We start from the raw sequence: 12,070 nt of genomic DNA, 5'->3' as shown, positions 1-12,070 counted from the left end.
GGGCGCCCTCGACAAAGGCTCCCGATCCCTACATGCATGTTTTCCTCGATGCCGGTAACGGCAACATCCTCGCCTTCTTCGAGTTGCCGAAGTCGCCGCCGATGGGCCGCGACCCCAATACCCCCGACTGGGTTCAGCACATTGCGTTCCGCGTGAAAGATCGCGACGCCATGATGGAGGCCAAGGCAAACGCCGAGGCGATCGGCTGCGACGTGGTGGGACCGACCGACCATGCGGTCTTCCAGTCGATCTATTTCTTCGACCCCAGCGGCAACCGCGTCGAAGTCACATATATGACGTCGAAACCGGAGCAGCTGGCAGAGCTGAAGAAGATCGCGCCGGCCATGCTCGACGAGTGGGACCGCACCAAACAGCCACCGCGTCAGGCCGCCTGGGTGCATCAGAAGGAATTTGCGTAGTCCGACACGTGCTTGTGGCGTCCGTAGCCGCCTCGCGGTGCGCGAGTTTGTGAAGAATGCGGCTTTGTCCGAAGCTAGGCGAGACCCGCGAGCGCGGCGCGGCCGCGTTCGGTGAGCGTAACGGTAGAATGCAACGCATTGGCGCGGATGCCGACCAGACCGCTCCAGCACAGTTTCTCGCCCTCGATCGTATCGCAGAAGGCCGATAGCCGGATTTCCCCGGCAAGAAGCTTCTTGAGCTGCGCGATCTGGAAATTGGTGAGCGAGACGGTGAGCGACATGGCCTGATCCCTTCGCAAAAGCCTGTTGGCCTTTGGTCGCCGCCTGGCGACGGCGGGTTCATTCCGATTCGGTCCCGGCAAATTTGAGGAAAAGCCGTGGAATTTCCGCCGCAATCAGAGTTACTTATTCGTTAGTGGCGGCAAAGTCACAGAGCCAACGGTCGCTGCTCCGTTTGAGTCTGCAATCGGCTCACCGCTCCATTAACCGTCTGCCCGTAAATTGCGAACGATGCGGCTGAAATAAAGCCATCGGTCACGCACACGACCTATCTCAAGGCAACAATGACTCATGGCGTTGTTGCATTGGATGAGTGTCCCCGCCCCTGCGGATAAGGTTCATTTGCCGCTTGCTCCGGTGCGCACGCGCCAAGGGGCCATGTGCGGCAGCGCGCAAGGTGCAGGCCTGGTGCCCCTTGAAGCGGTTCCGGTCCCGGCCTGGCAAGCGCTCGCTGCGAATGCGATCGAACCGAATGCCTGCTACCTCCCGGCCTGGGCGCTCCCGGTCGCCCGTCATGCGCGCGGCCGCGGCGATGCGCTGGCGCTGACCGCTTCCGATCGCGGCATCGATCACCGGCTGACCGGCCTGATACCGGTACGCTGGGCATGGCGGGCATTGAAGCTGCCGGTGCCGCTTCTGGTGTCCTGGAATGCCTATGCCCCTTATGCGGTGCCGTTGCTCGATGCCGGCCGGCCGATTGATGCGGCGGGGGCATTGATCGATGCGGCCAGAGCCGCAGGCGCGCGCGCCTTGCTGCTGCAGTCGGTCGCAACCAAAGGCACGGCCTATGCGGCGATCGTTGCCGCCGCCAAGCAGCGCGGATTGCCGCTGCAGGTCATGCGCAGATTCGTTCGCGCGGGCCTCGACGCCACGCAAGACGCAGACGCCGTGCTGAACGGCGCCCTCAGCGCCAAGAAGCGCAAGGAATTGCGCCGCCAACGTCACCGGCTGGAGGATACCGGGGCGCTCTCGTTCGTCGTCGCTGCCACACCCGTTCAGATCGAGTCTGCGCTCGAAGCCTTTTTGAGGCTCGAGGCGCAGGGCTGGAAGGGCAAACGCGGCACCGCTCTTGTGCAGGACTCAGGCGATGCAAGCTTCATCCGCGCAGCAGTTCCGGCCCTTGCTGCACATGGGCAGAGTGAGGTCGTGCGCCTCCTGCGCAACGGCGAGACTCTCGCCGCAGGTCTGATCCTGCGCGACCGCGGCCGCGCCTTCTTCTTCAAGATTGCAATGGATGAGAGAGAGGCGCGTCTGTCGCCGGGGGTCCAGCTCACGCTCGAACTGACGCGGCATCTCTGCGCTGATCCAGCCATCGGCTTCGCCGATTCCACCGCCGATGGCGAACACCCCATGATCGATCACATCTGGCGCGCGCGCATCGAGATTGCGGACGTGTTTCTCGCATTGTCGCCGCGCGACCGGCAAGCAACCGCCATCCGCACCGTGCTCGCGGCGCGCTACCGCGCCATCGATGTCGTCAAAGCCCTCCGCCGAACCATGGAGAAACGCAAATGAAGTTCTTCGAACCGACCGATGCGGCGGCGCTGACCCAAGCGTTTCCGCATCTGCCCTTCGCGCTGAAGCACCGCTTCGCCGGCAATCCGTTGCTGACGCTGCCGAAACTTGCCGAGCTGGTGCGCGACCTCCCGCGTGATCGCCTGGAATACAATTCCGGAAAGGCCGCAATCGACCAGCGGCCGGAGACAACGCCGACGGTCGATCTCGAACCGGAAGAGATCGTACACAATATCGAGACCGCCGGCGCCTGGATGGTGCTCAAATCGGTCGAACAGGACCAAGCCTATCGCGGTCTGATCGACGAAGCACTGATGGAAGTCGCTCGCATGCGCGGATTCGGCAGTCTCAAGGCGGCCGGCTTTGAGGATATTCGCGGCTTTATCTTCGTGTCGTCGGCAAATTCCACCACGCCGTTCCACGCCGACGCCGACGAGAACTTTTTTTTCCAGGTTCACGGCGACAAATATTTCCATGTCTACGACAACCGCGATCGCTCGATCGCATCCGAAGAGGCGTTGGAGACCAGTGCGATCAAGCACCGCAACCTGCCCTACGACCCGAAATTCGACGCCCGATGCACCACCTACACGCTGAAGCCGGGCGACGGCGTGTTCGTGCCCTATCAATGGCCGCATTGGGTACGGACCGCCGGCAGCTATTCGATCTCGCTGTCGCTAACCTGGAAGTCGAAAGAGGTGCGGCGCCGCAACGATATTTTCGCCGTCAATGCGATGTTGCGCGGCGTCGGTCTGCCGCAGCATCCGCCCGGCACTCACCCCATGATCGACACCGCCAAGATCGCGCTGTTCCGTGCCGCCGCGGCTGCGGTCGAACCGCTGCGCAAGAGCGAGACCATGCGCCGTACCCTGCGCCGGATCGTGAAAGGCAAGGACGCCAACTATTACTATCGCGATCCGCAGAAACAACCGGACGTCAAAGCATCGTGACGTGCTATTCGTCCGCCTTTTGCAGCGCGCCATCGAGAAGACGCCGGCATTCGCTCAATTCGAACAAGGTGGCCTGAAGGCGCCGCAGGTCCTCGCGCGAGATCTGCGCGCGGATGGCCGCGGGAGTCGCCTGGGGTCGCGGGGACGCGTTCGCCACGGGATCGTCCACGACAATCTCTTCGGGATGATCGGCGTCGTCGTCCACCGGACCATGCATCGGCTGTTCGGCACCGGGTTGCCAGACCGATTGTACGAATTTCGGCCCTTGGTCGCGCAAAATGCGCTGCACGCCGCGGATGGTATATCCCTCGCCGTACAAAAGGTGATGGATACCGCGCAAAAGATCGACGTCGTCGGGACGGTAGTAGCGGCGGCCGCCCGCGCGCTTCATTGGCTTGATCTGGCTGAACCGGGTCTCCCAGAACCGCAGCACGTGCTGCGGGACTTTGAGATCGTCTGCAACCTCGCTTATGGTGCGAAAAGCGTCGGGCGCCTTGTCCAACGAAGCCCCCAATCAATCTCAGTCGATGCCCGCAAAGCCGACCACGTCAGTGCGCATCGGTATCGTCGGCGATGTCGTGATCGGCGCCGCCGTTGATCTTCTGCTTGAGGATGGCTGAGGGCTTGAACACCATCACCCGGCGCGGCGAAATCGGTACTTCCTTGCCGGTCTTTGGATTGCGTCCGACCCGCTGTCCTTTCTTGCGCACGACGAAGGAGCCAAACGACGAAAGCTTCACGGTCTCGCCGCGCTCAAGGCAATCGGTGATTTCCTTGAGCACCTGCTCAACAAGGGTGGCAGATTCCGTCCGCGACAGGCCGACCTTCTGGTAGACCGCCTCACATAAATCCGCTCGTGTAACCGTTTTCGCCGCCATCGCCCGCGTAGCCCCTAACCGGCGATCCTTCTTATTTTCCAATACGATATGGACTTAGTGTTGCACGGTCAACCGAAGAAAGCCAGCCAAGGCACCGGATTTCTCTCACGGAAACATCCGGGACATGGACACTCGATGCGGCTTCGTAACGCCTTGCACTCACATCCGAACAAGCGACGCACCCCATGTGAAACCGCCCCCCATGGCCTCGAACATCACCAGATCGCCCCGTTTGATCCGTCCATCAGCGATTCCGGTGCAAAGAGCGAGCGGAATCGAGGCGGCCGAGGTATTGCCATGCCGGTCGACGGTGATGATCACCTTGGCCGGATCGAGACCGAGTTTGATCACCGAACCATCGATAATGCGGCGATTGGCCTGGTGCGGCACGAACCAGTCGAGATCCTCTGCGGTATAGCCGGTTGCCCGGAACGCATCGCGGATCACATCGGTGATCATCGACACAGCGTACTTGAATACCTCTTTGCCCTCCATGCGCAGATGGCCGACCGTCTGGGTCGATGAGGGTCCGCCATCGACATAAAGCTTGAGCTTGTGGCGTCCGTCGGAGCGAAGATGGGTGGTCAGAATGCCGCGATCGGTGATCGCGCCGGGCTGGTCCTGCGCCTCGATGACGACCGCGCCCGCCCCATCCCCGAACAGAACGCAGGTGGTGCGGTCGGTCCAGTCAAGAATGCGGGAAAAGGTTTCTGCGCCAACCAGCAGGGCGCGCTTGGCAAGCCCGGTGCGAAGCATCCCATCGACGGTGCCAAGTCCATAAACAAAGCCGGAACAGACCGCCTGAAGATCGAAGGCAAATCCACCGGTAATGCCGAGCCCGGCCTGAATCGAGACCGCTGTCGCCGGAAATGTGTTGTCGGGCGTCGACGTTGCGCAGACGATCAGGTCGATGTCCTGCGGGCTCACTCCTGCATCGGCGAGCGCAGCCTGCGCGGCCTTAATGCCCAGATCGGAGGTCAGCTCGCCGTCGGCTGCAATGTGCCGCTCGCGGATGCCGGTGCGCTGCACGATCCAGTCATCCGACGTGTCGACCATGGTGGCGAGTTCGGCATTGGTCAGGGTGCGTTCCGGCAGATAACAGCCGGCACCCACAATCACTGAGCGCAATGTCACGATGCGGCTCCGGCTGCCGGCCTGTCGGCTACAACCCGTGCTTCGGGTACCAATGCCTGTTCGATTTTTGCCCGGAGCGCGTGGCGCACCATCTCGTAGCCGATATCGACTGCCGCAGAAAAGCCGCTGGCATCGGCGCCGCCATGGCTTTTGATGACGATCCCGTTCAGGCCGAGAAACACTCCGCCATTGGCGCGGCCCGGATCGATTTTCGCCGCGAGCTTGCGGAATGCGCCGCGCGCAAGCAGATAGCCGAGCCTGGTCCAGATCGTCTCCTTCATGGCGGCTTTCAGATAGCCGGCGATCTGGCGCGCTGTGCCTTCCGCCGCTTTCAGAGCGATATTGCCGGCAAAACCTTCGGTCACCACCACGTCCACCGTACCCTTGCCGATATCGTCGCCCTCGACGAAACCGGCATATTTCAGATGCGGCAAATCGCGTTCGCGCAGAACTTGCCCGGCCTCGCGCACTTCATCCAGTCCTTTAATTTCTTCAACACCGATATTCAGAAGACCGACGGTCGGCCGGTCGATATCGAGCAGGATGCGCGCCATGGCACTGCCCATCACCGCCATATCGATCAGATGCTGGGCATCGGCGCCGATGCTGGCGCCGAGATCGAGTACCACGGATTCGCCCCGTAACGTCGGCCAGATCGCAGCAATCGCGGGACGCTCGATGCCGGCCATGGTGCGCAGGTGGATTTTGGCCATCGCCATGAGGGCGCCGGTGTTGCCGGCCGAGACCGCCACGTCCGCCTCGCCCTTCTTCACCGCATCGATGGCAAGCCACATCGACGATTTCCACCGACCCTGGCGCAAGGCCTGGCTCGGCTTGTCGTCCATCTTCACGGCCACGTCGGTATGGATTACGCGCGAAGCGCCCTTCAGCTTCGGATGCGGCGCAAGCTCCGCCTCGATCTCGCGCGCCGTACCGAAAAACAAGAACTCGGTGTCCGGATGGCGCGCCTGTGCAAGCGCCGCGCCGGGAATGACCACGGAGGGGCCATGGTCGCCTCCCATGGCATCGAGCGCGATGCGAACCTTTTCTGGCATAGGCGGACCTTAGCGAAGGCCTCGGAACACAGGAAGGTGACGGATGAAGGCGTGGGCGCGGACCATACCGGTTGGCGCGGCGGATACAACCATGTCCTAGCTCCCCTCGGCCGGGGGCCGCTTCAGTGCAGCAAGAGCGGCAAAAGGGCTTTCCGCCGAGGAATCCGGCTCGCCCCCTTCGAACACAGCGCCATGTTTGCGGGGATAAGGATCGATCCCGAGCAGGAAATACTCTGTGGCAATGGCCCCGAGGTCCACCGCCCCCCCGACAAGGGGTTCCGGCGGATCAACATCTGTGAACGCAAAAGAGGTCTCTTGATCCTCGCCTTCCGGCTGACCTGAGCGATCGGATTCGAAAATCAGATCGACCGGTTCGTGGAGCGTATTCTCGATGTCCTCTAATGTTACGACACAATTCTGTCCGACAGTCGCAAGGATCTCACCTTGAACATGAAGACATGAGATGCCGGTCTTGCGCAGGTCGAAATTCGCCTGCAGGCGTGGCAAGGCGCGCAGGCCGGCAGCGCGGGCGAGTGCGGCGCGGGTTTCCGCATCGGCTGTCAGGGCCACATGCAGTCCCTCGTCGGGGACGTCGGCCAGCGCAATGCGCCTGCTCCAGATCGAGTCGGGTTCCATCACCGCCATCTCACAACAAGGAGCCCGGATCCGGCCACTTGATCGGGCCGCGGACCAAAGCCCCGGCGTCCTGGCCGTCCAGCGTCCTGAACGCGGCCTCGACATAGGCCGCCAGATCAGCCACGTCCCGCCCTGGATCGCCGCTCCAGACATTGCGCCGCAACGATTCTTCGAGCGCCTTTCGGTCGTTCGCCTGCAATGAAGAGATATAGGCACGGTGCCGGCCGAAAAAACCCGCCGCCAGGCGTTGCATATCCTTCGGCACCCGCAGGTCGCTGACGCCATCCTCCCGCATATGATCGTCCATATCCTGACAAAAGCGATCGAACACGGCCTGGCCGAGTTCCCGTTCCTGCGGACCGGCGCGGGAAAAACGATCGAACAGAAGCACGAGATGCAGCATCAGCAGTTCGAGCCGGCCGTTAACCGTGTCCGCCACGCCATAATTTCGATAGAAGACGGGCGCGCGCGCCCGCGCCACGATGGCGCCATAGAGCGCCTCGATGGTCTCGGTTTTAGGGGTCCGGCGGAACAGACGGAGCATCGGCCCTGTTCTAGGGCCGGCGGGGGCTTCGCGCCAGAGCGGCCGATTGCAATTGTGCGCGTTGGGGGCTAGTCGAACCATCATGATTTTCGGGAACCGGACACGGTCATGGGCATCCCTGCGCCGCTCCACCGGCGCGGCAGCGATCGCCCTGGCCTGCGCGCTGGCGCTGCCGGGCTGCGGCGCCACCGAACAGACGTTCCAGCGCGGCTATGTCGTGCCCGAGGGCGCGCTCGAGCAGATCCCGCTCGGTTCCAGCCAGGAGCAGGTGCTGATCGTCCTCGGAACGCCCTCCACCGTGGCGACGGTCAGCGGCGAAGTATTCTATTACATTTCGCAGCGCGGTCAGAAAACCGCGGCCTTCATGCCGCAAAAGGTGGTGGATCAGCGGGTGATCGCGGTCTATTTCGACAAGGAACGCCGTGTGACGAGGCTCGCCGATTACGGAATCAAGGACGGCAAGGTGTTCGACTTCGTCAGCAAGACGACTCCGACCGGCGGCAGCGAAATGTCCTACCTCACCTATCTGTTCAAGATCATCGGCATGGAAAATTAGGCCGGGTCGGTGAGCGGACGCCGGGTATTGTCCGCACGCCGCCCGTGTCAAAAAAGAGCCCCGCTGTGCGGGGCTCTTGTCGTTTGGGCCGGGTCGCGCCGCGCGTCAATGCGCGAGGATGGCGAGCAGGAGCAAGGCCACGATATTGGTGATCTTGATCATCGGGTTCACCGCCGGGCCGGCCGTGTCCTTGTAGGGGTCACCGACGGTGTCGCCGGTCACCGCGGCCTTGTGGGCCTCAGACCCCTTGCCGCCGAAATGCCCGTCCTCGATGTATTTCTTGGCATTGTCCCAGGCGCCGCCGCCCGAGGTCATCGAGATCGCCACGAACAGCCCGGTCACGATCACGCCGAGCAGCATGGCGCCAACCGCCGAGAAACCGGCCGACTTGCCGGCAACGCCGCCGCCGGCGATGAAGTAGATCGCGAAATAGACCACGATCGGCGACAGCACCGGCAGCAGCGACGGGATGATCATTTCCTTGATCGCCGCCTTGGTCAGTAGATCGACGGCGCGGCCATAATCGGGCTTGTCGGTGCCCTTCATGATGCCCGGCTTTTCACGGAACTGACGGCGCACCTCTTCGACAATCGAGCCGGCTGCGCGTCCGACCGCGGTCATGCCCATTGCGCCGAACAGATACGGCAACAGGCCGCCGAACAGGAGGCCGACCACCACGTAAGGATTGCTCAGCGAGAAGTCCGGATTGACGCCGACGAAATACGGCGTCTTCGCCGCGATGAAGTATTTCAGATCCTCGTTATAGGCCGCGAACAGCACCAGCGCGCCAAGGCCGGCCGAACCGATGGCATAGCCCTTGGTCACCGCCTTGGTGGTGTTGCCGACCGCGTCCAGCGCGTCGGTCGACTTGCGCACCTCCTTCGGCAGGCCGGCCATTTCGGCAATGCCGCCGGCATTGTCGGTGACCGGACCGAAGGCGTCGAGCGCCACGACCATGCCGGCCAGCGCCAGCATCGTGGTGGTCGCAATCGCGATGCCGAACAGGCCGGCCAGCGCGTAGGTCATCAGGATGCCGGCGATGATGACGATGGCGGGCAAAGCCGTCGCCTCCATCGAGATGGCGAGGCCCTGGATCACGTTGGTGCCGTGACCGGTCACCGAGGCTTCCGCGATCGACTTCACCGGGCGGAAATTGGTCCCGGTATAGTATTCGGTAATCCAGATGATCAGGCCGGTGACCGCAAGACCGATGACCCCGCAGAGGTACAATCCCATGCCGGTGAAGGTCACGCCGCCGCCGGTCTTGTATTCGGTACCCAGGCCGAGAAGGAAATGGATGACGATGGCGATGCCGATCAGCGACAGCACACCGGTCGCGACCAGCCCCTTGTAGAGCGCACCCATGATCGACTGGTTGGCGCCGAGCTTGACGAAGAACGTCCCGGCGATCGAGGTGAGGATGCAGACCGCCCCGATCGCGAGCGGCAAGAGCATCATCGAGCCGAGCGCCGGTTGGCCGGCGAAGAAGATCGCCGCGAGCACCATGGTGGCGACCGCGGTCACGGCATAGGTCTCGAACAGGTCGGCCGCCATGCCGGCGCAGTCGCCCACGTTGTCGCCGACATTGTCTGCGATGGTCGCCGGGTTGCGCGGATCGTCTTCGGGAATGCCGGCTTCGACCTTGCCGACGAGATCGCCGCCGACATCCGCACCCTTGGTGAAGATACCGCCGCCGAGACGGGCGAAGATCGAGATCAGCGAGGCGCCGAAACCGAGCGCCACCAGCGCGTCGACCACGGTGCGGCTGTTCGGGGCAAGACCGAGATTGACGGTCAGGACCATGTAATAGACGGCGACACCCAGCAGCGCGAGGCCCGCGACCAGCATGCCGGTGATGGCGCCGGCCTTGAAGGCGATGTCGAGGCCGCCCGCGAGCGATGAAATCGCCGCCTGCGCGGTGCGAACGTTGGCGCGCACCGAGATATTCATGCCGATAAAGCCGGCAACGCCGGACAGGATCGCACCGATGGCAAAGCCGATGGCGACCAGCCAGCCAAGCAACAGACCGACCGCCACAAAGATCACCACACCGACGATGGCGATCGTCGTGTATTGGCGCTTCAGATAGGCCTGAGCCCCCTCACGGACGGCAGCGGCGATTTCCTGCATTTTGGCAGACCCGGCGTCTGCCTTCATCACCGACATGGTCGCCCAGATGCCGTATCCCACGGCGAGCAAACCGCAGGCGATGATCACCCACAAAGCTGTCATAGAAGTCCCCGATGATGTGGAGTGAGCCGGGCGAATGCCGGCTCGCTGGTTTGGACCGGGCGCGCGGAATCGCCTCCGCCCGGCCTCAAAATCGCGCGGACATTGCCAAAAACGAATCTGCAAAGCAACCGGTCAAAGCGCAGGATTCCCCGGCGCTTTTTGAGATTTTACAAGCCTTTCGACGGACGCTCGCGCGTCGAGCACCCGGATCAGGGTGGGCCGCATTTCCTTGGTGGTTCCGTCGGTCAGGCCAAGATCGGTCAGGTGAGGCCCGGGATTGCAGGCGCGTGAGCCCGCTCAGCGCCTTGAAGGTGCGGTAAGGCGCGCCCGCGGCCTCCACGATACGCTTGGCGAGCGCAACCGATTGGCCTCAGACCGGGTTGCGCCGCTGCCGCAAGGCCAGCCAGCCGAGCAGGACCGCCGCGGTCAGCACCACCGGGAACACCACTTCATTGACCGTCGCCCAGCCATAGACCGCAAGCAGCTTGCCCGATCCGAACGAGCCGATCGCCATCGAGCCGAACACCAGGAAGTCGTTGAAGCTCTGCACCCGCGTACGCTCCTGTGGCCGGTGCGTTTCGGTGACCAGCGTCGTGGCGCCGATGAAGCCGAAATTCCAACCCACCCCAAGCAGCACAAGCCCGATCCAGAAATGCCAGAGCGTAATCCCGGAAATGCTGATGGCGGCGCTTGCGAGCAGGAGCGCAAAGCCCGTCGCGATCACCTTGACCACGCCGAAGCGGGCGATCAGCGTGCCGGTGAAGAAGCTCGGCACGAACATGCCGAGCACATGCCATTGCAGGCCGAGGGCAGCGTCGGTGACGCTGTGGTTGCATTCGATCATGGCGAGCGGGGCTGCCGTCATCACCATGTTCATCATCGAATAGCTGGCGATGCCGCAGACCACGGCGACGATGAATTTGGGCTGCCGCGCAATTTCCGACAACGGTCGCCCGGCATTGGTCGCGGTCGGCTTGGGCGGCATCGGGATTTTCAGGAGAGTCAGGAACAGGCCCGCAACCACCGCAATCGCCGCCTGCGCCAGATAGGTGGCGGCAAACAGATAGGGCGGCAGCATGTCCTTGGTGGCGATCACCACCTGGGGTCCGACAATGGCGGCCAGCACGCCGCCGATCAGCACCCAGGAAATCGCCTTGGGCCGGAACGCATCGCTTGCGGTATCGGCGGCGGCAAAGCGATAGGCCTGATGCGCCGCCGCATAAAGGCCGGAGAAGAAGGCCCCGATATTGAAGAGAACAAAAGAGCCATAGAGCACGCCGATGCAGCAGATCAGCCCGGTCGCCACGCCGCAGAGCGTGCCGATCTGGAACGCGGTGCGCCGCCCGTAGCGGCGGGCGATGGCGCCGACCGGCAGCGTGCCGAGCCACATGCCGATGACGTAGACGGTGATCGGCACGGTCGCGAGCATCTTGTCGGGCGCGAGCATCGCGCCGGCGATGGCGCCGGTGGCCAGCAGCACGGTGTTGTTGCCGCCGGCCATGGCCTGCGCGCAGGCCAGAATGATCGCGTTGCGGCGCGCCAGCGCGTCGTCGATCAGATGATGCTGGCCGTCGGCGGCTACGGACATTGAGTTCGCTCCCCGGCAGAGGTCGCCCTACATATCCGCGCCGTTGAATATAAGGAAGCCCGGCAAACGCAGGTCAGAACTGCCATGCGCCGGGATGCCGGACGGCGAGGGTCTTGAGGGCGGCCATGTCCGGAGCGCCGAGCTGGCGCATCGCGACCGCGATCTCCTCGATCAGCATGTCGGTGACATAGGCGGCGCCGGTGGGGGCGGGGGGGGCAGAACCACCAAAGAAAAAACACCCCACAAATGAAGACATCACCCCCAACACAAAAGAGCGCAACTAC

The 12,070-nt window shown here is 63.2% G+C and carries 13 protein-coding genes; 4 read left to right on the top strand and 9 right to left on the bottom strand.

Annotated elements, in window-relative coordinates; all coding sequences use genetic code 11:
* Positions 1-419 (top strand): VOC family protein (locus ACK41X_RS20230; protein ID WP_409726978.1); only part of this gene is annotated, 419 nt, incomplete at its 5' end.
* 74 nt (positions 420-493) lie between these two features.
* Here the strand turns inward: ACK41X_RS20230 and ACK41X_RS20225 are convergent.
* Complete coding sequence (locus tag ACK41X_RS20225; RefSeq protein WP_409726975.1) at positions 494-700, bottom strand: hypothetical protein; 207 nt, start codon at positions 698-700, stop codon at positions 494-496.
* Positions 701-1,106: 406 nt separating this feature from the next.
* On the opposite strand from ACK41X_RS20225, the gene ACK41X_RS20220 reads away from it, so the two are divergent.
* Both ACK41X_RS20220 and ACK41X_RS20215 read left to right on the top strand, forming a co-directional pair.
* The gene (locus tag ACK41X_RS20220; protein ID WP_409726971.1) at positions 1,107-2,213 is read left to right on the top strand and encodes a GNAT family N-acetyltransferase; all 1,107 of its coding nucleotides are present in this window, start codon (positions 1,107-1,109) and stop codon (positions 2,211-2,213) included.
* On the top strand, positions 2,210-3,163 hold the full coding sequence (locus tag ACK41X_RS20215; RefSeq protein WP_409726969.1) for a cupin-like domain-containing protein: 954 nt from the start codon (positions 2,210-2,212) through the stop codon (positions 3,161-3,163). The genes ACK41X_RS20220 and ACK41X_RS20215 overlap by 4 nt, the downstream gene beginning before the upstream one ends.
* A 4-nt stretch (positions 3,164-3,167) precedes the next feature.
* On the opposite strand, the gene ACK41X_RS20210 is transcribed toward ACK41X_RS20215, so the two are convergent.
* The 6 genes from ACK41X_RS20210 to ACK41X_RS20185 form a co-directional block, all read right to left on the bottom strand.
* A complete protein-coding gene (locus ACK41X_RS20210; protein ID WP_409726967.1) occupies positions 3,168-3,665 on the bottom strand; it encodes a MerR family transcriptional regulator in 498 nt (165 codons plus the stop codon).
* 46 nt (positions 3,666-3,711) lie between these two features.
* On the bottom strand, positions 3,712-4,041 hold the full coding sequence (locus tag ACK41X_RS20205; RefSeq protein ID WP_409726965.1) for an integration host factor subunit alpha: 330 nt from the start codon (positions 4,039-4,041) through the stop codon (positions 3,712-3,714).
* Positions 4,042-4,200: 159 nt separating this feature from the next.
* Positions 4,201-5,178 carry a beta-ketoacyl-ACP synthase III gene (locus tag ACK41X_RS20200; RefSeq protein ID WP_409726984.1) on the bottom strand — a complete coding sequence of 326 codons (978 nt, stop codon included), beginning with the start codon at positions 5,176-5,178 and terminating at the stop codon, positions 4,201-4,203.
* A complete protein-coding gene (gene plsX / locus ACK41X_RS20195; protein ID WP_409726963.1) occupies positions 5,172-6,230 on the bottom strand; it encodes a phosphate acyltransferase PlsX in 1,059 nt (352 codons plus the stop codon). The genes ACK41X_RS20200 and plsX overlap by 7 nt, the downstream gene beginning before the upstream one ends.
* 96 nt (positions 6,231-6,326) lie before the next feature.
* Complete coding sequence (locus ACK41X_RS20190) at positions 6,327-6,866, bottom strand: YceD family protein (RefSeq protein WP_409726981.1); 540 nt, start codon at positions 6,864-6,866, stop codon at positions 6,327-6,329.
* Positions 6,867-6,876: 10 nt separating this feature from the next.
* The gene (locus tag ACK41X_RS20185; RefSeq protein WP_409726961.1) at positions 6,877-7,347 is read right to left on the bottom strand and encodes a ubiquinol-cytochrome C chaperone family protein; all 471 of its coding nucleotides are present in this window, start codon (positions 7,345-7,347) and stop codon (positions 6,877-6,879) included.
* Between the two features lie 145 nt (positions 7,348-7,492).
* On the opposite strand from ACK41X_RS20185, the gene ACK41X_RS20180 reads away from it, so the two are divergent.
* Positions 7,493-7,966, top strand: a complete 474-nt coding sequence (locus tag ACK41X_RS20180; RefSeq protein ID WP_409726959.1) for an outer membrane protein assembly factor BamE — start codon at positions 7,493-7,495, stop codon at positions 7,964-7,966.
* A 105-nt stretch (positions 7,967-8,071) separates the two neighbouring features.
* On the opposite strand, the gene ACK41X_RS20175 is transcribed toward ACK41X_RS20180, so the two are convergent.
* Positions 8,072-10,198 (bottom strand): sodium-translocating pyrophosphatase, encoded by a 2,127-nt coding sequence (locus tag ACK41X_RS20175; RefSeq protein WP_409726957.1) that lies wholly within the window; start codon positions 10,196-10,198, stop codon positions 8,072-8,074.
* 370 nt (positions 10,199-10,568) lie between these two features.
* Positions 10,569-11,786 carry an MFS transporter gene (locus ACK41X_RS20170; RefSeq protein ID WP_409726955.1) on the bottom strand — a complete coding sequence of 406 codons (1,218 nt, stop codon included), beginning with the start codon at positions 11,784-11,786 and terminating at the stop codon, positions 10,569-10,571.
* Between the last annotated feature and the right edge of the window lie 284 nt (positions 11,787-12,070).

The sequence above is a fragment of the Pseudorhodoplanes sp. genome (genome assembly GCF_046289595.1).
GTDB lineage: Bacteria > Pseudomonadota > Alphaproteobacteria > Rhizobiales > Xanthobacteraceae > Pseudorhodoplanes.
Note: the sequence above shows the minus strand (reverse complement) of the source record. Positions and strands in the feature narration are given on the sequence as shown.

What these genes read in the sequence shown, in the direction of transcription:
- ACK41X_RS20225 (WP_409726975.1), bottom strand. Translation starts at nt 700, where the DNA reads ATGTCGCTCACCGTCTCGCTCACCAATTTCCAGATCGCGCAGCTCAAG.
- ACK41X_RS20215 (WP_409726969.1), top strand. Translation starts at nt 2,210, where the DNA reads ATGAAGTTCTTCGAACCGACCGATGCGGCGGCGCTGACCCAAGCGTTT.
- ACK41X_RS20205 (WP_409726965.1), bottom strand. Translation starts at nt 4,041, where the DNA reads ATGGCGGCGAAAACGGTTACACGAGCGGATTTATGTGAGGCGGTCTAC.
- plsX (WP_409726963.1), bottom strand. Translation starts at nt 6,230, where the DNA reads ATGCCAGAAAAGGTTCGCATCGCGCTCGATGCCATGGGAGGCGACCAT.
- ACK41X_RS20190 (WP_409726981.1), bottom strand. Translation starts at nt 6,866, where the DNA reads ATGGAACCCGACTCGATCTGGAGCAGGCGCATTGCGCTGGCCGACGTC.
- ACK41X_RS20180 (WP_409726959.1), top strand. Translation starts at nt 7,493, where the DNA reads ATGATTTTCGGGAACCGGACACGGTCATGGGCATCCCTGCGCCGCTCC.
- ACK41X_RS20175 (WP_409726957.1), bottom strand. Translation starts at nt 10,198, where the DNA reads ATGACAGCTTTGTGGGTGATCATCGCCTGCGGTTTGCTCGCCGTGGGA.
- ACK41X_RS20170 (WP_409726955.1), bottom strand. Translation starts at nt 11,786, where the DNA reads ATGTCCGTAGCCGCCGACGGCCAGCATCATCTGATCGACGACGCGCTG.